The following is a 21,430-nucleotide window of genomic DNA, read 5'->3' as shown; positions in this document are numbered from 1 at the left end:
GAGGGGGGCGACGTCACCGCCGCGAGGTGCGAGAACCCGGTACCGCGCGGCTGCGGCCGCGCCGGGCGACGGGGGTGGAAGTCGGCCATCTCCGGATATCCGGCGACCGCCCCTCCACCGATGTCAGGTCGGCGTCGAGCCTCCCCGGGCATAATCCGGCGTGGTCTGGTCCACTCGTTCCACCACTCCTGCCCGCCGCCACCTACGCGCGTCGCTTCGCCGACGCCCGCGGGCCGACCGGGCAGTGGTGAGGAGGGTTCCGCATGACAACGCGCCCGCAGCGGCACCGGTCGGCATCCGCCACGCCCGCGTCGGATCCGCCGGAGGGCGACCGCGCGTCGCTGCGCTCGGCGACCCTCCTCGGGGCGTTACCGGCAGCGTCGGCCACCCTGCTGGCGGGCGCCGCCTACGCCGCCGCCCTGTCCCCGCTGCCGACCTCGGCCGCGGTCGGCGCGGGCATCTGCGCGGCCATCGGCTGCGCCGCGGTCACCACGACGGCCACCGTCGCGGCCCGCCGCGACGCCGCCCGGAGCGCCGCCCGGTCCGCCACCCGTGAGGAGGCGGTGGCTGCCGCGACGGCCGCGGTGCCCGCCCTGCTGGAGGAGGGCCTGCGCCAGATCGCCTCGGCCGCCCGGCGGGTCCGGAAGGGCGAGACCCCCGAGCCGCTGGAACTGCCGGCTTCCCGGGCGATCCCGACGGGACAGCCGGCCGGCCCCGCCGACGGCCTGGAGGACGCCGTCCGGCGTGCCCTGACCGCGGCGCACACCGCCGTGCTGACCGCGGGCTCGCGTCGGCACACCGACGCCTCCCTCGCCATCGTCCGCAAGATCCAGGCGCTGGTCCTGCGGGCTCTGGAACTCCTCGACGACGCCCACGACCGCACCGAGGACCCCGAACTGCTCGAGGTGCTCTTCCGGATCGACCACCTGGTCACGCGCACCCAGCGTGCCGTGGAGAGCGCGGCCGTCCTCGACGGCCGGCTGCCCCGTGCCGTCCGCCGCCCCGTGCCGCTGGCCACGGTGCTGCGGCAGGCCGCGGCGGAGACCGAGGACTACACGCGGATCGAGGTCGCGCCGCCGCCGGCGGGCTACGCGCTGGTGGGTCCGGCGGCCGCCGAGGTCATCCACCTGATCGCCGAACTCGCCGAGAACGGGGCCCGGTTCTCTCCTGCCGGCACGAAGGTGACGGTGCGCGCGGCGCTGGCCCGGGAGGGACTGGTCGTCGAGATCGACGACCGGGGGCCCGGTCTCACCGGCGACCAGCTCGAGGAGATGAACCAGCTCGTCTCCCTGGTCCGCGAGCCGGGTGGGGACGACGGCCGCACCGGCCTGGCGGTGGTGGCCAGGGTGGCCCAGCGGCTGGGGCTCGCGGTGCGCTTCCAGACCAACCTCTACGGCGGCCTGCAGGCGCTGGTCCGGCTGCCTGCCACGCTGCTGCACCTGGCCGACGAGGACGCGGCCGGCCACGACCGGCAGGAGCATCGCCGGACCGCCCCGGCCACGGCACACGCGGCGGACACGCTGCCTCTGGGACAACTGGGCCAGCTGGGACAACCGGGTCAGGTGGGCCAGGTCCGGCCGGAGTTCCGCACCGTTCCGGCCACCGGTCTGCGGCGCACCGCCGGGGAACGATCCGTCACCGAGCGGGAGGCCTCTCAGCAGGAGGTCACGCAGCGGGAGGTCACGCAGCGGGAAGCCGTACAACGGGCCGTCGGCGATCGGGGCGCTCGGCGGAGGGTCTCCGGCCGGGCGACGGGCACGCCCGGACCCGTGCCGCGTCCCGCGTCGCACTCCGGGCCGCTCGGCGACGACGCCTTGTTCGGCCCACTCGGCCAGGGCGCCTGGCGCGCCGACGACGACCGGACGGGCGGGCGCTGAGGTGACCCGGTCCCGCGCGTGGGTGACCCAGGAGACGGCGACGGTCCGCGCCTACGCCGTGACCCTGGGCCGGACCCGTCCTGCCGTTCCGGTGGAACCGGACTCACTGGTGCGGGCGGCCGCCCGGCCTCCGTACGACGCGGTCTCCTCGGAGGCGCTGGCCGCGGTGCGGCTCTGCGCCGGGCAGGCGTTGTCGGTGGCCGAGCTGGCAACCCTCCTGCAGTTGCCGCTCCAGGTGACCAAGGTGGTCGTCGCGGACCTGCTGGGCGGCGGTTTCCTGATTCACGCCATGCCCGACCGCTCCGCCGACGGCAGTGACCCCACGTTGTTGGAGGCCGTCCTGGACGGCCTGCGCAACCTCTGAGCCGGCCGTCGGCGAAGGGACCGCTCGGGGTACGTCAGTCGTCGAAGTCGACCGTGGAGCACACGGCGGCGTAGGTCGAGTAGCTGCCGTACGGGGACGCCCACTGGGTGCCGGCGAAGACGAAGTCGCCGCCGGAGCAGTGACGGCCGTTGTGGTCACCACGGTGGTCGCCGCGGTGGTCGCCGTGACGGCCGTTGTCGTCGCCGCGGTGGTCACCACGGTGGTCGCCCTGACGGTTCTTGCCGTCACTCTGGTGGTCGTTCTGGTGACGGCCCTGGTCGTGGCCCTTGTGGTGACCCTTGTCATGACCCTTGTCATGACCGTACTGGTCACGCTGGTGGTCGTCCTGCTGACGGCCCTTGTCGTGGCCGTTCTGGTGGCCCTTGTCCTGCTTCTTGCCCTTCTCGTGGGCCTTCTCGTGGCCCTTGTCGTGCCCCTTGCCCTTGTCCTTGTCCTGGGCCTTGCCCTTGTCCTTGTCCTTGTCCTTGTCCTGGGCCTTCCCCTTGCCCTTCTCGTGGCCCTTGCCCTTGTCCTTGGACTTGTCCTCGGCCTTCTCCTCAGCCTTCTCCTGGGCCTTGTCCTCAGCCTTGTGGTCACGCTGGTGATCGCCCTGGTGCTGACCCTGCTCGTGGCTCTGGTGCTGAGCCTGGTTGCCGTCGTGGTTGTCGTGGGGGTTGTCCCCCGCGAACGCGCTGCCCGCGCCCAGCGCGGCGCTCAGGGCGAAGGCGGCCAGGACGGTGGTGGTGACGCGACGTACGCGCATCTGTTCCTCCGGATGGGAAAGGGTTCGGAGCATGGCCGGCGGAGCGCCGGCGCACATACCCGTCTCCCCCGCCGGCCGGTCCGCCCGGCGCTCCAGGGGCCGCTTTCACCCGTGCGGGCCGGAACATTGCCCCGGTCGCCGCGCCCCGGCACCGCACCAAGCCCTCGCGCTCACCGCCGGCAGGCCGAAGCCGCACGTTCGTCCGGCTCAGCCGGAGGCCGTACCCCGGCCGCGCTGCCACTCGTCGGCAAGCAGCGCGTAACCGATCCCGTCGATCCACCCCAGCTCCCGGTGCAGGGACTCCCGGACCGTGTGCTGCTCACGACGCATCCCCAGTCGTTCCATCAGCCGCCAGGACGCCTCGTTGTCGGCGAAGGCGTTCGCGCACACCCGCCGCAGCTTCAGCTCCTCGAAGCAGACCCGCAGCAACTCGCGGCACCCCTCGGTGGCGTATCCGCGGCCGCCCACGGCGGGGTGGAACACCCAGCCGAGCTCCGCCTGGACGCCCCGGGCCTGGTCGGCGACCTCGCGCTGCGCCCAGGCGTCCTCCACCCGCACGTAGAGGTCTCCGACGACACGGCCGTCGAGCTCCGCCACCAGCGAGGTGGCCAGGCGTTCCGGCGTGGTCAGCCGCTCCCGCCAGTCGTCGAGGTCCCGCGGCGCGAACGTCAGCCAGTACGACACCTCCGGCAGCCGCCGGTACTCCCACATGGCCTCGGCATCCTCGGGGCTCACCCGCCGCAGGGTGAGCCGCTCGGTGGTGACCGGCCAGGTGAGGCCGGACAGGGGGTCCGCGGCGGGGTCGGTCGAGGTCGTCACACCGGCCGCCCCGGCGACTCCACGGGCACCGGCATACCGGAGCCGAGGTCGAGCCCCAGGTCGGGATCGCCGAAAACCGCGCGCAGCTCCTGGAAGGCGGTGACCTTCCCCTCCCCGAACCGGCGGACGTGGGCGGCGTACTCCTCGGGAGTCAGCAGCGACGACGGCCGGGACTTGCTGTGGAACTTGTCCGCGTACATCACCAGCTTCTCCTCCAGTGTCTCCGCCACGTAGTCCCCGGGCGGCAGCGGAAGTCCCTGCCGCTCGATGTCCTCACGGGTGACGCCGACCCCGGTGTGGTGGGAGCAGAACCGCCGCAGCGTCTCCGGCAGCCCGGCCTCCTCCAACGCCTCGTGACCGAGCACTCCGTGCCGGATGTAGTTCTTGTGGTCCAGCACGCCCTCGTCCGAGTAGAGCCGGTAGACCCCGATGTCGTGGAGCAGGCAACCCGCTCTGACCAGCTCGAAGTCCACATCGAGCCGCTTTGATTCGATCAGGTGCTCGGCGATCCGCCACACGATCTCGCAGTGCGTGTGGACCGACCTGAACGCCTCGGGGGTGGGCGCCCACTCCTCGTGCAGGGCGCGGATCTCTTCGGGCGACGGGATGCTCATCCGGGGAGGTTAACAACGCGTCCCGGCGGCCTGCCATCCGGTTCGCCGCGCGGCTCGCCCCTCCCCCAGCCGGCCGGGAGACACGGTCCCGGAGGCCCCAAAATCGCCCCGACCTTCGCGGCCATGGGCCCGGACGACCCGGAGCGCGGTCTCGGCCGGCCGGTCTGGGACGTCCCACCGGAGGGCACGACACGGAAACCGGTGCATATCACCACCGAGGTGCTCCGCCGTGAGGGCATCAGAGCCGTCGTCCGGGCCACGTGTGCCCTCGCTTTGGTGGACGCCAAGACGACCCCGGCCGGAGGCGGCACGATCACGACCTACCTCGTGTGAGCAGCAGCCGGACGGCACGTGGCTCGTCAACAGGGAGACCCCTGACCTCGCGCCCTGAGGAGTCACCGCCGGGGAGAGGACCACGGCGGTGACCTACGGCGCCGCCTCTTCGCCAAGAGCCTCGCCGGCGGCTGCGACAGCGGATGTCGCGGCGACTTCCACCTCAGCGAGGAGTGCCGCGCGGGCACAGAGGAGTGCCGCGCGGGCACAAGTGAGCGATCCTGCGGCTGCCGGACTGCGACGGGGACGTTCATCACCCGGTAATGAAGGAGGAGCCATGGGCGTGGTCGTCCATCGCACCGTTCCTGTGGGCGATGCCCGGCTCTACTGCTTCGGCGGCTTGGCCGCGATGTCGAGGTAGAAGCGGTCGATGCTGCGGACCGCCGCTTCGAACTCCTCGAGGTTCACCGGCTTGGTGACGTAGGCGTTGGCGTACTGCTGGTAGGCGCCGGAGACGTCGTCGGGGGCGGTGGAGGTGGTCAGGACGACCACGGGGATGGTGCGAAGACCGAGGTCCTCCTTCACCACCGTGAGGAACTCCCGTCCGTTCATGCGCGGCATGTTCAGATCCAGGACGATGAGGTCGGGGCGCTCGTTCGCCGGATCGCGCAGGTAGTCCAGGGCCTCGATGCCGTCGGAGACCTGGGTGAGGTTACGTGCACCGCGTTCGGCGAGGGCGTCCTGGATGAGCATCGCGTCGGCGAGGTCGTCCTCGACCAGCAGGACGTCGTACGGGCGGGCGGCGGCAGCCATGATTCACGAGCTCCGGAAGGTGGAAGGGGTGGAAGGGTCGGTCGGTCGATCGGTTCCGCCGGTGATCAGCCCGGGCCAGCGGCGCCGGGCTCCTTGGCGGGTCATGCTCACCGCCTGCCCGATTTCGGGATAGCCGGCTCCACTTGAGGCTGCCGTGTGCGCCGCCCGGTCCTCCAGGTGTCGCACGGCCAGCTTGATGCCGACGAGTACCCGCAACTGCGCCAGCGCATGCCGACGCGCCTCACCGGCCGGGTTGCGGGCAGGCTCTGCCGACGGAGTGCCCGCTGCCTCGATGAGCTGGCGGACGAGCTCCTCCACTGCCTCGATCACCGGTACCGCGGGCTCCCGCGGTTCCTGTGGAGCAGAGTGTGAGCCGAACATGACCTCACTGTACGTCGCCGATCACCCGACGGACAACATGCGTTGTCAGGGAGTAGCATGGTGCGGTCGTTCACCCTGTCCGGGCCGGGCCGGACCGTAGAAGGAGACGTTCGAACCGCGATGAAGAGCAAGCCGTCCGGGGTTGAGCGGGTGTTCTCCGGCTGGACCACACACAGCTGGCTGCGCGCAGGAGTGACCACCACACTGCTGGTCCTGGCGGCCCTGGGCTCGCTGAGTACCTGGGCCATGGTGCGCACCTCAGATCTCACGACCGAGCTCACCGACAGGCGGTCGCCCGCCCTGATCGCGTCGATCCAGGTCGAGAAAGCCCTGGTCAATCAGGAGACCGGCCTGCGGGGCTACGGTCTGACAGGTAACGCGGAGTTCCTGGAGCCCTACACGGAGGGCGTCGCCGACGAGAAGGACGCACTTAGGAGTCTCCGTCCGCTGGTCAAGAACGACGTCCAGGCCCAGACCGACCTCGACGAGATCGAGCGACTGTCCTCGCGGTGGAAGCAGCGCATGGGCGACCCCGTCTCCTCCGTAGCTCCCGAGGAAGCCGTGAAGCTCGCCTCCGCCCGTGCGAGTGAAGGAAAGCGCACCTTCGACCTGCTGCGTGAGGCCATGGAGGACCAGCAGACCCACTTGCAGGCGGAGCGGAAGGCGACCACGCACGCCCTGAGGAACTCGGTCACGTTGCGGAACTGGACGCTGGGGATCTGCGCGCTGGTCATCGTCGCGGTGGCCGGCCTCATGTTCGAAGCGTTGCGCCGCGGCGTCACCGGCCCGCTGACCCGCCTCGGCACGGCTGCCCGCGACGTCGCCGAGGGCCGCTTCGACCGCAGCCTCGACGGCGCCGGCCCTGCCGACCTGCGTCAGCTCGCCGACGACCTCGAGTCGATGCGCCGCAGGCTCGTGCAGGAACTGGAGTTCACCGAGTCGGCCCGCCGACGCCTGGACGACCAGGCGGCCGACCTCAAGCGGTCCAACGCGGAACTGGAGCAGTTCGCCTACGTCGCCTCCCACGACCTGCAGGAACCGCTGCGCAAGGTGTCCAGCTTCACCCAGCTCCTCCAGCGGCGGTACGGCGGCCAACTGGACGAGAGGGCGGACCAATACATCGGGTTCGCCGTCGACGGGGCCAACCGTATGCAGAAACTGATCAACGACCTTCTCGCCTTCTCGCGCGTCGGCCGCCTCCACAACGACCACCGCCCCGCCGACCTGGACGAGATCCTGGAGGACACCCTCGGCAACCTCAGCGTCGCCGTCGAGGAAAGCGGAGCCGAGATCACCCGCGACCCGCTGCCCACCGTGCTGGGCGACACCGCCCAGCTGGGCATGCTCTGGCAGAACCTGCTGTCCAACGCGATCAAGTTCCGCAGCCCCGACCGGACCCCGCGCATCAACATCAGCACCAGCCGGACCGGTGACACCTGGACGTTCGCGGTGACCGACAACGGCATCGGCATCGCCCCGGAGTTCCAGGAGAAGGTCTTCGTGATCTTCCAGCGCCTGCACACCAAGGACGCCTATCCCGGCACCGGCATCGGTCTGGCCATGTGCAAGAAGATCGTCGAATTCCACGGTGGCACCATCAAGATCGACCCCGAGTACACGCTCGGCACCCGCGTCGTCTTCACGCTCCCCGCCGCCGAAACGGACCCCGCGGCCCCCGACGAAGCAGGACAGCCGTGACCGAGCGCGCGCCCGCGGAGCACTACCGCATCCTGCTGGTCGAGGACGACGACGGAGACGCCCTCCTCGTCGAAGAACTGCTCTTCGACACCGATCTCCCTCACACCCTCAAGCGCTGCAGCACCGCGGCCGAGGCCCGCCGGGCACTGGCCTCGGACACCGTCGACTGCGTCCTGCTCGACCTGCACCTGCCCGACGCCTCCGGACTCGACACCGTCCAGGCCATCCACAACGACACGCACGCCGCCATCATCGTCCTGACCGGACTCCAGGAGCCCCGTTCCGGAGTCGCCGCCCTCGCGGTCGGCGCCCAGGACTACCTCATCAAGGGCAAGGTCGAACCCGACCTGATCCAGCGCGCCGTCCGCTACGCCGTCCAGCGCAAGCAGGCCGAACGCGCCAGCGCGGACCTGCAGATCGGCAGGCTTCGCGCCGAGGAGAACGCACGCCTGGAAAGAGGCCTGCTGCCCGACCCTCTCCTGACCTCCTCCGCTGTCACCGCCACCAGCCGCTACTACCCCGGCCGCCCCCAGGCCCTGCTCGGCGGCGACTTCCTGGACGTCGTCCAGACGAGCGATGGACAGGTCCACGCCGTCATCGGGGACGTGAGCGGACACGGACCCGACGCCGCCGCACTCGGTGTCTGCCTCCGCATCGCCTGGCGCGCCCTGACCCTCGCAGGTCACCGCCGGCACCAGCTGCTGCGCCTGCTCGAACAGATCCACATCGCCGAACGCTCGGGCAGCGACCTGTTCACCACCTGCACCCTGCTGACCCTGGACCCTTCAACAGCCACCCTCACCCTTCAGCTGGCGGGTCACCACGCCCCCCTCCTCCTCACCTCCGACGGCGCCCGAGAGGTCCCGGCCTCCCACGGAACCGCACTCGGCGTCGTCCCCGGCCTCGACCGCTGGCCCGCCACCACACTGACGCTTCCCGCCCGAGGCGCCCTCATCGCCTACACCGACGGCCTCATCGAGGGCCACACCGGCGAAGCCGGCCACCGTCTGGGCACCGAGGGCCTGCTCCGCATCATGGACGAGATCCACACCCCGGAACCCGGAGCTCACCTCGACCACGTCATCGCAAAGACCCGCACCCTCAACGCCGGCCAGCACACCGACGACCTCGCCGTGCTGCGCCTGGACTGGGACTCCACCACCGGCCCTCGGTGAAGCTGGCCGTGCCCATGGGGCGGGGAGGTGGCGTCCGGTGTGCCCGCGGCCGACTCTTCTCGCGTGCACCGCGTGCACCGCGTGCACCGCGTGCACCGCGTGCCGAAGGGGAGAGGCTCCTCGGCCTGTCTCCGCGGGGATGTAGTTGCAGAACATGCCGCCTGGCGGTCGAGTGAATGAGCGGCCTCTTCAGGTCGTCGGCCTGGTCCTTTCCCACGCGACCCGCGCCCTCACCGGCTCCAGCCATGCCCGGCTCCACCCCGCCACGGCACTGACCGGAGCCGTCTTCCTGGTGTGGGTGGACACCGCCGCCCGCGCCGTCCTCGCCCCTCAGGAGGTCCCGGTGGGCGTGCTGACGTCCCTCGTCGGAGTGCCGGCCTTCGTGGCCGTGCTCTACCGCGGACGAGAGGGGCTCGGATCCTCTGCCGCAACCGGCCCACGGCCCTCGGGCAGCGCGAGGCCGGACCGTCCACACGGGTCAACTACCGCGCTGATCGTTCCTGGGGACAGGCACGCCAAGCGCGCCGGCTTCCGAGAAGTTGTCCGGTAGCACCCCCATCAGGCTGGGCCACCAGGTGGGATGCGCCTGCAGCAGACGGCGCACGACTGGGCTGTTCTCCACCGTGTGGCGGCAGAACTCGGCCCAAGGGCCGGAGCTCCCGCTGTCAGGGATCTGGGCATGCACGCGAACCCCACTGCTCATCACGTCGTTCAGGAGCTCCCCCAACGTGAGGACGGTCTCCCGTTCCTCGCCGGTGTCGGGCAGCTGCCTGCCGCCGTAGAAGTAGTCCCGCGTGACCTGCCGCTCGAGCATCAGGACGTGCACTTCACGCAGGGACCGCAGCACCGCGTCGTTTGCCGACGCTGCCGCCACCGCATTGCTCACCTTCGTCTGCCTGGCGAGATAGAACATGGACCATGCGTTGATGATGAACGCCAGTGCCGCCACTGACGCGCTGACCGCTTCCGCTGACACAACGCCTCCCCCGTCTGGAACGTCTGTGCCGCGACGGTAGCGTGATGCCCGGAAACTCCGGCAGTGCGGAATTCGCCAGCAGAGGCGGGCGGCCCAAGAGCCAGGCCCCAGCGCCCTGCAGGTCGGTCCGGCCGGCGCGAAGACCCTCGCCTACGCGGCCGGCGTGCCGCTGTACGGGGTGCACACCACCTGGCCGGGCACGTCGCCCCGGACACACCACCTGGGCGACACCCTGGGCGACGCGGCCGGCGAGTGCTTCGACAAGGTCGCCCGCATCCTCGGCCTGCCGTACCCCGGCGGACCCGCCATCGGCCGCGCCGCGCGCGACGGCGATCCGCAGGCCGTGACCTTCCCCCGGCCACTGAGCCGAACAGGTGACCACCCAGGCGCGTTCTCGTTCTCCGGCCTGGAGACGGCCGCTGCCCGCCGGGTGGAGCAGCACCGGCTGCGCGGCTCGCGACCGCCGGTGGCGGACGGGGCCGCGGCACTGCAGGAGGCCGTCGCCGACATCCTCACGCGCAAGGCGCTGCGGGCCTGCCTCGACCACGACGTGAAGACACTGATCGTCGTCGGAGGGGTCGCGGCGAGCTCCCGCGTACGGGCACTGGCCGAGCAGCGCTGCCGGACCGCGGGCGTCGAACTGCGGGTCCCGCCCCTGACGTTGTGCACCGACAACGGAGCGATGATCGCCGCCGTCGGCGACCTCCTGGTCCGCGCCGGGGCCGAGCCCGCACCGCTGGACGTGTCGGTCGACCCGTCGGCGCCGCTGGAGTACGCGTCCCTGACACCGCTGCCCGCCCCCGCCGGACGAGTCGTGCAATGCCGCCGTCGGAGCAGGCGGATGATTTCGCGTGATGCGAGACCGTCCGCCGCTGCCGTTGCCCGAGTACGCCGTGGCCCGTATCGGCTGCTCACCGGACGTGCCCGGCGAGATCGCCGCCGATCTGCGGGAGATCGGCGTCCCAGCAGGGCTGATCGGTGCCGAGTACCAACCCCTGACCGAGGCGACGCTCCTGGGCGGGATCGGCGAGAGCGGGTTGGTCGTCTTCGGGACCAGCGGCCTGTTCGGGCTGCTCGGCATCGACGTGGCCTCGCGTCGCGTCGTGCAGGTCCCCACGACCGAGTCCGCGACCGCCTGGCATGTGAACAGGGACCTGGGAACTTTCCACCGGTGCGTGGCGGCCACCATTGCCCGCTTCCCGTTCTACGAGGAAGACGAGGAGGACAGAGGCCAGGAGGTCGCGGACGAGCTTCGTCACCTCCTCACCAGCCTGGATGACTCCGCACTCGCGGACAACGGGTTCTGGGGGACCCTGTGTGACGACGTGGCGATGGGTGACTATCCGAACTGGGTGGAGGACTGAGTCACCTCAGCCCCCAGCGTCGGGCCGGTGGTGGCGAAGCCGCAAGTCCGCTGGGGCCAGGATGGTGGACATCGGCGAAATTTTCGAAGCGCTCCTGTAGGAGTTTTCGCTCAGATGTCGGACGGGTCTCCATTCTGAGCTGATCACGCTGGACACGAAGTCATCGAAAGTTTCGGCAACTTCTTCGAACGCGGCTATTGACCGTGCTCGCGGCCGCAACCAAGAATCGCCCAACATCCCTGCATCAGCCGTGGGCTGACGTGACGTGATCACGCGCTCGCTCCCCCCCTCCCCCCCATCCCCCACTCCCCCACCGCCAAGGAGCCCCAGTTGCGTTCGCTTCCCCGCCCCGGCCCACGCTCCGTCCGCACCCGCACCCGCACCCGCACCCGCACCACCGTGTCCGTCGCGCTGGTGGCACTGTTCGCCGGGTTCCTCACGTCCGCCGCGCTCCCCGCGCCGGAGGCGCAGGCGGCCACCCTGGTGTCCACCACGCAGGCGGAGGCCACCACCAGGAGCGGCTGCACGAGCTTCGCGGCCACGCACGCCGTCTACTACTGCAACAACGACGCGACCTACACCAGCCACGCCTTCGACAAGGCCGGCCGGTACCGGATCGACGTGACCGGTTCCTCCAGCGCCTCCAACGCCGCCGGGATCACCGTCTCCGTGGGCGGACAGAAGACCGCGACGCTCAGCTTCTCCGGCACGTCCTGGACCACGAAGCAGGCCGTGTTCGACGTCGCCAAGGCAGGGTCGTCGGAGGTCCGGTTCACCCTGGAGACCGACAACGGCAGCAACGACACCCTGATCGACCAGTACCAGCTGTACTACGAGGGCGCGACTCCGCCCCCTCCCCCCGCTCCTGTGCCGCCCACCACCGGCGCCTTCGCCAGCGGCAAGTACCGCAACCTGTTCGAGGAGTGGGACTCCGGCATCACCGACGCCGCCGTGAAGGCCAAGCTCGACAGCTACTGGGCCTCCTTCTTCACCAGCACGGACGACACCAAGCGGCTGTACTACCCGGCCGGTTCGGACTCCGAGGGCGCGCTCGCCTACATCAAGGACACCGGCAACGACGACGTCCGGTCCGAAGGCATCAGCTACGGCATGATGATCGCGGTCCAGATGGACAAGAAGGCCGAGTTCAACGCCCTGTGGAACTGGGCCACCACCTACATGCGGCACAAGAGCGGGCCCCGCACCGGCTACTTCTGCTGGGAGGCCTCGACGGCCGGCTCCTGCCAGGACAACAACCCCGCCACCGACGGCGAGGAGTACATGGCCACGGCGCTGTTCTTCGCAGGCCACCGCTGGGGCGACGGGTCCGGCATCTACGACTACACCGCCGAGGCCAACGGCATCCTGAACACGATGCTGCACAAGGAGGACATGAACGGCGGCGTCGTCGACAGCGTCACCAACATGTTCGACCGTTCGCAGAAGATGCCGGTCTTCGTGCCCTACGCCAGTTCCGCCAAGTTCTCCGACCCGTCCTACCACCTGCCCGCCTTCTACGAGCTGTGGGCCCGCTGGGCCGACGGCTACCAGGGTCAGCAGGCCGCGGACCGGCAGTTCTGGCGGGAGGCCGCCCAGACCAGCCGTTCCTACTTCACCAAGGCCACCCACGCCACCACCGGCCTGAACCCGGACTACGCCGAGTTCAGCGGCAGCCCCAACAACACGGGCAATCACGGCGACTTCCGCTTCGACGCCTGGCGCACCTCGGTCAACTGGTCGGTGGACCACGCCTGGTGGGCCGCCGACTCCGCCGCCGTCGCCCGGACCGACCGCATGCAGAGCTTCTTCGAGTCCCAGGGCATGGGCGCCTACGTCAACCAGTACTCGCTGTCCGGCAGCGGCCTGTCCTCCGACCGCTCCCCCGGCCTGATCGCCTCGAACGGCGCCGCCTCCCTGGCGGCCGGCAACCCGCGGGCCTGGAAGTTCGTCGAGGCCCTGTGGAACCTGGAGCCCCCGACCGGCCAGTACCGCTACTACGACGGCCTGCTCACCTACATGGCACTGCTGCACGCGAGCGGCACCTTCCGCATCCACCAGCCGAGCGGCACCACGCCCACCGACCCGCCGCCGGCCACCGGCGCCCCGGCCGCCCCTTCCGCGCTGACCGCGAACCCGAGCGGCGCCGGGAAGATCACCCTGACCTGGGCGGACAACGCCACCAACGAGTCGGGCTTCCGCGTCGAGCGTCGCGTGGGGAGCGGCTCCTGGACCGCGCTCACCACCCTCGCGGCCGACGCCAGGACGCACACCGACACCGGCCTGACCGCCGGCACCGCCTACACCTACCGGGTTCGCGCCACCAACGCCTCCGGTGACTCCGCCTGGTCCGCCGAAGCCACCGCCACCGCGGCCGGCACCGACACCCCGCGCAACCGTGACGCCTTCGCCGTGATCGAGGCCGAGTCCTACGACTCGGCGACCGGCGCCACCACCAGGACCGCGGACGGCGGCACCGTCGTCGACCTCACCGGCAGCGGCAGCCGCCTCGTCCTCGACGGCGTCGCCTTCGGCACCGTGGGGGCCTCCGGCGTGAAGTTCCGGGCGGCCACCTCCGCCTCGGGTGTCAACCTCCAGGTCCGGCTGGACAGCGCCACCTCGGGTCCCGCCTGCACCGTCTACCCGGACGGCAACGGCGCCTGGCACCTCAAGAGCAACACCTGCTGGCCCAAGCCCACCGGCACCCACACCGTGTACATCACCACCACGGGCGCGGTCAGCATCAACCACCTGACGTTCACCAGCTGACCCCACCTGAACGCGCTCACTACGGAGCCCGGGCATCGACCCGGGCTCCGGTGTCCGCGGTCACCGCCCTCGATCCGGACCCGTCCGGTCCCGCGCCGAACCAGAACCACCGCAGGGCCGCTGGGAGCCCCCGGGAATGAGCCCTCACACCGTCACAGGTGACCCTCCAGGAGCGTGCGGACCTCGGCACTGGTCATGGGCCCCGTGCCCTGCGCCACCGCCGCTCCGTCCTCGATCAGGACGCAGGAAGGGGCGCCGGTGATCCCGTAACGCTCGGTCGCGGCGGGACAGCGCGTGATGTCGACGCGGACGGCGGTCAGGCGGCCCGTGAACTCATCGGCGATGCCGCCCACGACGAGGTCCATCACGCGGCAGGGCTCGATCGCCTTGGGCCAGGTCCCGGTGAAGTAGGCGAGGACCGGAGTCCCGCTCCTGCCCAGGACGAAGTCGAACTCCGCGTCCTCACGGGGTCGGTGCACCCGGTTCGTCATGGCAGCTCCTGACCTCACGTCCGTTGTTCCGTCCCCATCATCCCCCGCGCGGTGTGCCGGGCCGACCCGGGTCGAACGGTGGGGCGCACCGTCATCCGCCCCGAAGACCGAGCGGTCATCCGCCTCGAAGCCCGAGCGCGAGCGTCAGTTCGAGGACCTGCTGCGGCGACGCGAGGTCCGGGAACAGTTCCCGCAGCTGCGCCATCCGGTACCGGACCGTCTGGGGATGGACGAACAACGCCGCCGCCACCTCGTCCCGCCTGCCCTGGTGCAGGAGCCATTCCCGCAACGTCTCCTCCAGGCGCTGCGCGGTCGCGCCGGGCAGGGTCCGCAACGGTGCGAGGGCTCGGGCGCGCAGGTCGGCGAACGCGTCCGAGTCGGCGCTCAGCACCAGCTCGGGCAGGTGGTTCTCGGTGTCGCGGATGTCGCAGGAGAGGGAGCGCGCGCGGAGGGCCCGTGCGTACGAGGCGGAGACGCGGGTCCATGGCCGGGCCGGACCGACCACGGCGGTGCGGTCGGTCAGCTGCCGCGCGAGATGTGAACGGTCCGCATCGGGGACGAGCAGCACGCCGGTGGCGTCCGGGAGGTCGTCGAGGACGAGGGTGCTCGGGTCGTCGAGCGTGCGGTAGGCGGGCCGGGCCTGGGCGGCGGGCAGCAGGACCGCCGTCAGCGAGACCGGAGGCTGCCACCCGGCCCGCTGCGCGGAGGCCAGCAGTACGTCCGGGCTCGCCCCGGCCAGGAGGTCGCGGGCCAGGTGTTCCAGGTGGCGCTCCTGGGCCCGGCCCCGGGCCGCCAGTTCGTCGGCGTGGCCCGCGGCGCTCGCGGCGGAGAGCTCGTCGATGTAGGCGAACGTCAGCTCCGCGAACTTGGCGACCTCGGCGGCGGGCAGACCCGCCGGTACGGCACCGGCCGCCAGGCAGCGCCAGGCCACACGGGCGCCGACGCGGTAGGCGCTGAGCAGGGCGTCCATCGAACGGCCGTCGCGCACCTCGCCGCGGCCCAGTTCGTAGGCCGCGTCACCGGCGTTGCCGCCCGTGGCGTTCCCGCTCGCCAGGTCCAGGTAGTGCCCCAGGGCGGTGCGGACGGCGCGGCGGATGATGCCGCCCATGTGACCCGACAGGGCGTTGGCGTAAGGAGGCACCTCGTCGATGATCGCCTGGACGCACTCGTCGGCGGTGTCCTTCAGCCCCGCCCTAAGTGCCGCGACCGTGGTCTCGTCCAGAGCCAGTTCGCTGACTCTCCGGATTGCTTGGTTCACGTTTTGTTCCCTGCGAACAATTCTGTCGGCCAGATTTACGTGCTGCGGTCAGGACTTTACGCCTTGAGGCCAGCAAGCTGGAGCCATGACGAGTACAGCCCTCCACAGCAGGGCGTGGAAACTGCTGGAAATGGTGACGACGCCGCTGCTGCCGTCGGACTACCTCGACCTGGTCAGCCCGCTGCGTGCGGGTGCGGATCTGCGAGGGCGCATCGAGGCCGTGCGTCCCGAGACGGGTGACGCCGCGACGGTCGTGATCAGGCCGGGCCGGGGCTGGCGCGGCCACACGGCCGGCCAGTACGTGCGGATCGGCATCGACGTCGACGGGGTGCGCCTGTGGCGCGCCTATTCGATCACCTCACCGACGAACCGCCAGGACGGCCGCATCACGATCACCGTGAAGGCGATCCCGGACGGCAAGGTCAGCAACCACCTGGTCCGCAGAGTGAAGCCGGGCACGCTGATCCAGCTCGACCAGGCGACCGGTGACTTCGTGCTGCCGCCGGCCAGGCCCGCCAAGGTGCTCTACCTGACGGCCGGCAGCGGCATCACGCCCGTGATGGGCATGCTGCGCGACACCGAGTTCGACGACGTCGTCATGGTCCACTGCGCGCCACGGCCGCAGGACGTGATCTTCCGCGGCGATCTGCACGACCTGGTCGCGGCCGGGAAGCTGCGGCTCACCGAGGTGCACACCGACACGGACGGCACGCTCGACGTCGCCCGTCTCGACGAGCTGGTGCCCGACTGGGCCGAGCGCGAGACCTGGGCGTGCGGGCCCGCCGGCCTCCTCGACGCCGCCGAGGAGCACTGGGCCGGGCACGGCGTGCCGGAGCGCCTGCACACCGAACGCTTCCGCCCCACCGTCGTCGTGGCCGGCGCCGGCGGCGAGGTTACGTTCAGCACGACGGGCAAGACCGTAGAGGCGGACGGCGCCACGCCGTTGCTGGACGTCGGCGAGGAGGCCGGCGTGCTCATGCCCTCCGGGTGCCGTATGGGCATCTGCTTCGGCTGCGTCACGCCGCTCAAGGCGGGCGCCGTCCGTGACCTGCGCACCGGCGAGATCACCGAGGCCGAGCCGGGCGTCCTCATCCAGACCTGCGTGTCCGCCGCTGCGGGCCCCTGCGACATCGAACGGTAGGAGCAACTTGACCGCCATCGACCCCACCGCCCACCTGACCGCGGAGCAGATCGAGGAGCTCGGCCGCGAGCTGGACGCGATCCGCGACGAGGTGATCGCGAGCCGCGGCGAGAAGGATGCCGCCTACATCCGCAAGGTCATCTCGGCGCAGCGCAAGCTCGAGCTGGCCAGCCGGGGCGTGCTGCTGTTCTCGTTCTTCCCGCCGGCGTGGGTGCTCGGCACCGCCGGTCTGTCCGTGGCGAAGATCATGGACAACATGGAGATCGGCCACAACATCCTGCACGGCCAGTGGGACTGGATGCGTGACCCGAAGATCCACTCCACCACCTGGGACTGGGACCACGTCTCGCCGGCCGACCAGTGGAAGCACTCGCACAACGAGCTGCACCACACGTACACCAACGTGATCGGCAAGGACAACGACCTCGGCTACGGCATCATGCGCGTCGACGAGGACCAGAAGTGGCACCCGTTCCACCTCGGCCAGCCGCTGTGGAACTTCATCAACGCCTGCTTCTTCGAGTACGGCATCGCGGCGTACGACCTGGAGCTCGGCAAGAACCTGCACAAGCGCCGCCGCAAGAACCCCGAGTTCCGCGTGCGGGCCAGGGCCGTGGGCCGCAAGATCCGCAAGCAGGTGCTCAAGGACTACGTGATCCACCCGCTGCTGTCGGGCCCGTCGTTCCTCACCACCCTCGCCGCCACCTTCACCGCCAACCTGGTCCGCAACCTCTGGACCCACTCGGTGATCATGTGCGGGCACTTCCCCGAGGGCGTGCAGGTCTTCGAGCGCCGGTCGATCAACGGCGAGACGCGCGGCCAGTGGTACCTGCGCCAGATGATGGGTTCGGCGAACATCAGCGGCAGCAAGGCCATGCACTTCATGACCGGCAACCTGTCGCACCAGATCGAGCACCACCTGTTCCCGGACCTGCCGAGCAACCGGTACGCCGAGGTCGCGGTGAAGGTGCGCGCGCTGTTCGAGAAGTACGAGCTGGAGTACGTCACCGGGCCGCTGCCGGTCCAGGTGTTCTCCGCGTGGCGCAAGGTCTTCCGGCTCTCGCTGCCGAACAGGAAGCCGAAGGTCGACACCCCGGACCGCGAGCGGGAGCTCGTCGCGGCCTGATTCCCGGTCGCGGTGCGGATCTCTCCGCCGTACCAGTGGCACGCCGGGTCCGGTGAGGTCAGATGCGGACGGCACGGGGTGCGGCCGGCGGCCGCACCCCGTGATCTTTCGGGTCAGCGACGCGCGCGGCGCTTCAGGGTGCGCGCGTAGTCCTGGAAGCGGGCCTTGGCGATGACGGACCGGTCGGGCGTACGCAGCACGATGCCCTCGGGGCTGCCGCCCGCGCCGTCGTCGAGGGCGACCCGGGTGGCCGGCAGTCGCTCGGCGAGGAGGGCCGCCATGTCGTCCACGGCTGCGGGCAGCAGCTCGCCGGGGACCGTGGCGAGCCGCGGGACGAGGGGGATGTCCTCAGAGGCAGCGATCCGCCGGAGAGCGGCCTCGTCGCCGAAGTCCTGGCCGCCGCCGTCACGCCAGGACGATATCTGTTCGAGGCTCCGGTCGAGGTCCTCGGGCCGCAGGAACGCGACGTCGAAGAGCCGGTGACCGACACCGCTCCCTCCGGTGTACTGCTTGGCCGCACCACCGATCTTGCGGCCGTACACCTCGAGGTAGAACACCGTGACGCCGCCCTGGGCGTCGTCGGCCCGGAGCCGGTCGGCGAGCGGCTTCAGCTCGTCGACGATACCGAGGGCCGGGTTGTGGACCCGGTCGCCCCTCGCGTGCAGGAGTTCCTCGCGCGAACCGATGACATAGTCGCCGTCGGGGAGCAGGACGATCCGCCCGTTGGTGCCGTCGACCTTCTCGGTCAGGAGCACGTCACCGGTGAACCGGGTCGGCTCCTCGATGAGGCCGCCGTTCCGGGGGTCGAGGCGGTGGTAGGTGGGGATGCTCGGGTACTTCGTCGCGCTGTTGAGTGCGGCAAGGCCGGGTGCGGTCACGGCGGGTGGCTCCAGGTCGCTTCACGGGACGGACGGCCGCCGGCCGGCACGCGGGCACGGCGACCGGCCTCGCCCGGCGCGGGCACCGCGGTGGAAGGCAAGTGTCCTGCCGACGGCGACCTGCGGGGAAGCGATTTATTCGCACGCGGCACACGGCACACGGCTCGCGACACACGCCCACGGCGGCCGCGCGCGGAGAAACGCGACGGACTGGCCGGCCCGGGCCGCGGACCCGCCACCGGGTTCGGCCCGCCTTCCACGAACCGGGCCGAACCGGGAGCACGATCTCGGCGTGTCGGCCACCTCTCGGCATCAGGCGGCCCCGTACGCCGCAAGGGTCCGTGCACACCACATCTTCGAGCGGCGGCTCAAGCTCGGGGCCCATGGTCCGTCCGAAAGACATGCGTTCGAGGTCCCAGGACGCCTCGTTGAACCTGACGCACCGCCCGTTCGCCGCAGTACTGCCCTCCTCCCGCCGGCGGGCCGAGGCCAACCGTCTTGAGGGCCGCGGGGGCCGTGGCGCGAGGGCTACCGCGTCCGCAGGGCCGCCGCGGCGGAGGGGCATCCTGAGCGCGACGGCCGGGCGGGGGCGCGGGGCGTCACGACGGCGCGGGGGCGCTCTCCTGGGCGGGAGTCCGAGGCTTCGGGTCGCCCTCGGGCGTGCCGGCCGGGGCGGCGGCGCGCAGGGCGGCCTCGACCCGGCGGTTGCTGGTCATGGTCGCTGTGACGGCCGTCATCGTCAGGAGGAGACCGGATGCGGCGTAGAGCGGGGTGCGGAGGTCGAAGGCGGTGGCCAGCCAGCCGCCGAGGAAGGCGCCGAGCGGGGCGGCGCACATGGCCAGCATCCGGGAGGTGGAGGCGACCCGGCCGATGAGGTGCGGTGGGACGATCGCCTGCCGCAGGGACGGCCCGAGCACCATCGTCGCGCCCATGCCGGCCCCGCAGGCGGCGAGAGCGAGCCCGGCCACGTAGGGGTCGGGGGCGGCGGCGAGGCCCAGGATGGCGAGTCCTTCGACGGCGGCCGTGCAGGTCAGCGCGGTGCCGGTGCCGAGTCGACGGCCGAGGGCGGAGGCGACGGCCGCACCGAGCAGACCGCCGGTGGCCTCGGCCGTGAGGAGCAGGCCGAAGCCGTAGGCGTCCATGCCGAGACGCTCGCGCGCGAAGAGGGCGAGGACGGTCTCCACGGCGAGGAAGGCGACGTTGCCGACCGCCGGGCGCATGGCGAGACCGAGCAGCAACCGGTCCCGGAAGACGTAGGAGGCCCCGGCCCGCGCCTGCCGGAGCAGCGACTCGCGGGCCTCCGGCACGGGGCCGGATGCGGCCGGCGGGGCGGGCAGTGAACGGACGAGCAGGGCGGAGACCAGGAACGACACGGCGTCGGCGAGCAGCGGTACCGCCCGCCCGAGCGCGAGCAGCGCACTGCCCGCCGGTGGTCCCGCGAAGCCGGACATGGCGGTCTGGGCGCCGCGCAGCCGGGAGTTGGCCCGCTCCAGGAGGGCGGGGTCGCGGCCGAGGAGGTCCGGCAGGTAGGCCGTGGCGGCGGTGTCGAAGAAGAGTCCGCCGAGGCCGAGCAGGAAGGCGGCGGCCGCGAGCAGCGGAATGCTCAGCACGTCCAGCGCGGCAGCCACCGCGGGGACGGCGAGCAGCACCGCACGCACCGTGTCCGCGACCCACATCGTGCGCCGGCGGTCCCAGCGGTCCACCAGCGCACCGCCGAGCACCCCGAAGAGCAGCCACGGCAGCGTCCCGGCGGCCGTGACGACGGCGAGCGCCATGGGGTCGTGCGTCAGGGTCAGCGCGAGCAGGGGCAGCGCGGCGTGCGACACGCCGTCACCGAGCGAGGACACCGTCTGCGCGGTCCACAGCCGCCCGAACCCGGTCGGCAACTTCGCGACGTTCGTGGTCACTTGGCGTCCTCCTCGGTCTGTGCGCGTGCCGGCGTCCGCGTATGTGATGCCGGCGTCCGTGCGCGGGTCGCCGGGCGGAACAGGGCGAACATGAAGGACGCGTCCGGCAGCGACGGGTCGGAGAGCTCCCGGTACTCGTCGGCGAGTGCCTGAAGCCGGGCGCCCAGTTCCGCGAACTGCTTCTCGTCGAGCCGCAGGTGTGTCATCCGCACCTGCCGGTCGCTGTCCGCGGGCGCCGCTTCCAGGTCCGCCACCGCGTGCCGCATCAGGACGTCCGGCGCCCCGTCGCCCGGGTCCGGCAGCACGAGGGTCCGGGCCGCCATGGCGTAGTACCGCTCGGTGACGCCCCGGACCTTCCGGGTCCGCACCACCTTCACCAGGCCGGCCCGCTCCAGCAGCCGCACGTGATAGCTGGAGCTCCCCTTCGCGAGGCCCACCCGCTCGGCGATCTGCGTGATGGTCGCCGGCTCGAAGCGGAGCACGGCCATGATCCGGTGGCGCGTGAGGTTGGAGACGGCGCGCAGTTGTTCGTCCGTGGTGACGTGGAACGTCTCGGGCAGGTCGTCGGAAGGCATACCGGCAATGGTCAACGTTTCTTGACCATTGGGCAAGGGATTTCGCGCCAACCTGCCGCGTGCGCTGTCCGGTTCGCATGGCGTGACGCCGTGGCGTGACGCCGTGGCGTGACGCCAAGACTCCCCGGCCCGCTGCCGGGCCGGGGAGCTGCCTATCGGGAGACGGGCCGG

20 protein-coding genes and 2 pseudogenes are annotated in these 21,430 nt (G+C 71.3%); 11 read left to right on the top strand and 11 right to left on the bottom strand.

All coding sequences use genetic code 11. From position 1 onward, the window contains the following. Window positions 1–263 precede the first annotated feature (263 nt). Window positions 264–1,877 carry a sensor histidine kinase gene (locus ACFRAV_RS05760; RefSeq protein ID WP_382551922.1) on the top strand — a complete coding sequence of 538 codons (1,614 nt, stop codon included), beginning with the start codon at window positions 264–266 and terminating at the stop codon, window positions 1,875–1,877. Window positions 1,878–1,899: 22 nt separating this feature from the next. Further along, the gene (locus ACFRAV_RS05755; protein WP_382551920.1) at window positions 1,900–2,241 is read left to right on the top strand and encodes a DUF742 domain-containing protein; all 342 of its coding nucleotides are present in this window, start codon (window positions 1,900–1,902) and stop codon (window positions 2,239–2,241) included. Between the two features lie 34 nt (window positions 2,242–2,275). Here the strand turns inward: ACFRAV_RS05755 and ACFRAV_RS05750 are convergent, their stop codons facing one another. The 3 genes from ACFRAV_RS05750 to ACFRAV_RS05740 all read right to left on the bottom strand — a co-directional run bounded on the left by ACFRAV_RS05750 (window position 2,276) and on the right by ACFRAV_RS05740 (window position 4,437). Further along, complete coding sequence (locus ACFRAV_RS05750) at window positions 2,276–3,004, bottom strand: hypothetical protein (protein WP_382551919.1); 729 nt, start codon at window positions 3,002–3,004, stop codon at window positions 2,276–2,278. Between the two features lie 207 nt (window positions 3,005–3,211). Further along, on the bottom strand, window positions 3,212–3,823 hold the full coding sequence (locus ACFRAV_RS05745) for a GNAT family N-acetyltransferase (protein ID WP_382551918.1): 612 nt from the start codon (window positions 3,821–3,823) through the stop codon (window positions 3,212–3,214). Next, window positions 3,820–4,437: an HDIG domain-containing metalloprotein gene (locus ACFRAV_RS05740; protein WP_382551917.1), complete on the bottom strand. Its 618-nt coding sequence runs from the start codon at window positions 4,435–4,437 to the stop codon at window positions 3,820–3,822. The genes ACFRAV_RS05745 and ACFRAV_RS05740 overlap by 4 nt, the downstream gene beginning before the upstream one ends. Window positions 4,438–4,638: 201 nt before the next feature. Here ACFRAV_RS05740 and ACFRAV_RS05735 point away from each other — a divergent pair, with 201 nt between their 5' ends. Next, entirely contained in the window at window positions 4,639–4,770 is a 132-nt protein-coding gene (locus tag ACFRAV_RS05735; RefSeq protein WP_382551915.1) for a hypothetical protein, read from the top strand. A 324-nt stretch (window positions 4,771–5,094) separates the two neighbouring features. Here the strand turns inward: ACFRAV_RS05735 and ACFRAV_RS05730 are convergent, their stop codons facing one another. Both ACFRAV_RS05730 and ACFRAV_RS05725 read right to left on the bottom strand, forming a co-directional pair. Continuing rightward, the gene (locus ACFRAV_RS05730; RefSeq protein WP_382551914.1) at window positions 5,095–5,523 is read right to left on the bottom strand and encodes a response regulator; all 429 of its coding nucleotides are present in this window, start codon (window positions 5,521–5,523) and stop codon (window positions 5,095–5,097) included. 3 nt (window positions 5,524–5,526) lie between these two features. Next, window positions 5,527–5,853 carry a hypothetical protein gene (locus ACFRAV_RS05725; protein ID WP_382551912.1) on the bottom strand — a complete coding sequence of 109 codons (327 nt, stop codon included), beginning with the start codon at window positions 5,851–5,853 and terminating at the stop codon, window positions 5,527–5,529. Between the two features lie 171 nt (window positions 5,854–6,024). Between ACFRAV_RS05725 and ACFRAV_RS05720 the strand changes: the two genes are divergently transcribed. The 3 genes and pseudogenes from ACFRAV_RS05720 to ACFRAV_RS05710 all read left to right on the top strand — a co-directional run. Further along, window positions 6,025–7,602 (top strand): ATP-binding protein, encoded by a 1,578-nt coding sequence (locus ACFRAV_RS05720; protein ID WP_382551910.1) that lies wholly within the window; start codon window positions 6,025–6,027, stop codon window positions 7,600–7,602. Further along, complete coding sequence (locus tag ACFRAV_RS05715) at window positions 7,599–8,777, top strand: PP2C family protein-serine/threonine phosphatase (protein WP_382551908.1); 1,179 nt, start codon at window positions 7,599–7,601, stop codon at window positions 8,775–8,777. Before ACFRAV_RS05720 ends, ACFRAV_RS05715 begins: the two co-directional genes overlap by 4 nt. A gap of 196 nt (window positions 8,778–8,973) precedes the next feature. Continuing rightward, window positions 8,974–9,183 (top strand): annotated as a pseudogene (locus ACFRAV_RS05710) (iron chelate uptake ABC transporter family permease subunit); the annotation flags it as partial. 72 nt (window positions 9,184–9,255) lie between these two features. Here ACFRAV_RS05710 and ACFRAV_RS05705 read toward each other — a convergent pair. Continuing rightward, on the bottom strand, window positions 9,256–9,753 hold the full coding sequence (locus tag ACFRAV_RS05705; RefSeq protein WP_382551907.1) for a hypothetical protein: 498 nt from the start codon (window positions 9,751–9,753) through the stop codon (window positions 9,256–9,258). A gap of 67 nt (window positions 9,754–9,820) precedes the next feature. On the opposite strand from ACFRAV_RS05705, the pseudogene ACFRAV_RS05700 reads away from it, so the two are divergent. From ACFRAV_RS05700 to ACFRAV_RS05690, 3 genes and pseudogenes are all read left to right on the top strand, one after another. Next, window positions 9,821–10,558: pseudogene (locus ACFRAV_RS05700) on the top strand (tRNA (adenosine(37)-N6)-threonylcarbamoyltransferase complex transferase subunit TsaD); the annotation flags it as partial. Window positions 10,559–10,607: 49 nt separating this feature from the next. Further along, window positions 10,608–11,117 carry an SUKH-4 family immunity protein gene (locus ACFRAV_RS05695; protein ID WP_382551905.1) on the top strand — a complete coding sequence of 170 codons (510 nt, stop codon included), beginning with the start codon at window positions 10,608–10,610 and terminating at the stop codon, window positions 11,115–11,117. Between the two features lie 330 nt (window positions 11,118–11,447). Then, complete coding sequence (locus tag ACFRAV_RS05690; RefSeq protein ID WP_382551903.1) at window positions 11,448–13,883, top strand: glycosyl hydrolase family 8; 2,436 nt, start codon at window positions 11,448–11,450, stop codon at window positions 13,881–13,883. Window positions 13,884–14,035: 152 nt separating this feature from the next. Here the strand turns inward: ACFRAV_RS05690 and ACFRAV_RS05685 are convergent, their stop codons facing one another. Both ACFRAV_RS05685 and ACFRAV_RS05680 read right to left on the bottom strand, forming a co-directional pair. Further along, window positions 14,036–14,374 (bottom strand): thioredoxin family protein, encoded by a 339-nt coding sequence (locus tag ACFRAV_RS05685; protein ID WP_382551901.1) that lies wholly within the window; start codon window positions 14,372–14,374, stop codon window positions 14,036–14,038. Between the two features lie 115 nt (window positions 14,375–14,489). Beyond that, the gene (locus ACFRAV_RS05680) at window positions 14,490–15,632 is read right to left on the bottom strand and encodes a PucR family transcriptional regulator (RefSeq protein WP_382551899.1); all 1,143 of its coding nucleotides are present in this window, start codon (window positions 15,630–15,632) and stop codon (window positions 14,490–14,492) included. An 85-nt stretch (window positions 15,633–15,717) separates the two neighbouring features. Here ACFRAV_RS05680 and ACFRAV_RS05675 point away from each other — a divergent pair, with 85 nt between their 5' ends. Both ACFRAV_RS05675 and ACFRAV_RS05670 read left to right on the top strand, forming a co-directional pair. Continuing rightward, window positions 15,718–16,773, top strand: coding sequence for a ferredoxin reductase (locus ACFRAV_RS05675; protein ID WP_382551897.1), 1,056 nt, complete (start codon window positions 15,718–15,720; stop codon window positions 16,771–16,773). A 7-nt stretch (window positions 16,774–16,780) separates the two neighbouring features. After that, window positions 16,781–17,899, top strand: a complete 1,119-nt coding sequence (locus tag ACFRAV_RS05670) for a fatty acid desaturase family protein (protein ID WP_382551895.1) — start codon at window positions 16,781–16,783, stop codon at window positions 17,897–17,899. A 113-nt stretch (window positions 17,900–18,012) separates the two neighbouring features. On the opposite strand, the gene ACFRAV_RS05665 is transcribed toward ACFRAV_RS05670, so the two are convergent. The 3 genes from ACFRAV_RS05665 to ACFRAV_RS05655 all read right to left on the bottom strand — a co-directional run bounded on the left by ACFRAV_RS05665 (window position 18,013) and on the right by ACFRAV_RS05655 (window position 21,259). Then, entirely contained in the window at window positions 18,013–18,777 is a 765-nt protein-coding gene (locus tag ACFRAV_RS05665; RefSeq protein ID WP_382551893.1) for an RNA ligase family protein, read from the bottom strand. A 599-nt stretch (window positions 18,778–19,376) separates the two neighbouring features. After that, a complete protein-coding gene (locus ACFRAV_RS05660) occupies window positions 19,377–20,684 on the bottom strand; it encodes an MFS transporter (protein ID WP_382551892.1) in 1,308 nt (435 codons plus the stop codon). Then, window positions 20,681–21,259, bottom strand: coding sequence for an ArsR/SmtB family transcription factor (locus tag ACFRAV_RS05655; protein WP_382551891.1), 579 nt, complete (start codon window positions 21,257–21,259; stop codon window positions 20,681–20,683). The genes ACFRAV_RS05660 and ACFRAV_RS05655 overlap by 4 nt, the downstream gene beginning before the upstream one ends. Window positions 21,260–21,430 lie beyond the last annotated feature (171 nt).

The sequence above is a fragment of the Streptomyces sp. NPDC056600 genome, assembly GCF_042792855.1.
Lineage (GTDB): Bacteria > Actinomycetota > Actinomycetes > Streptomycetales > Streptomycetaceae > Streptomyces.
The sequence above is the reverse complement of the archived record's forward strand: the minus strand, read 5'-3'. Positions and strand labels throughout refer to the sequence as shown.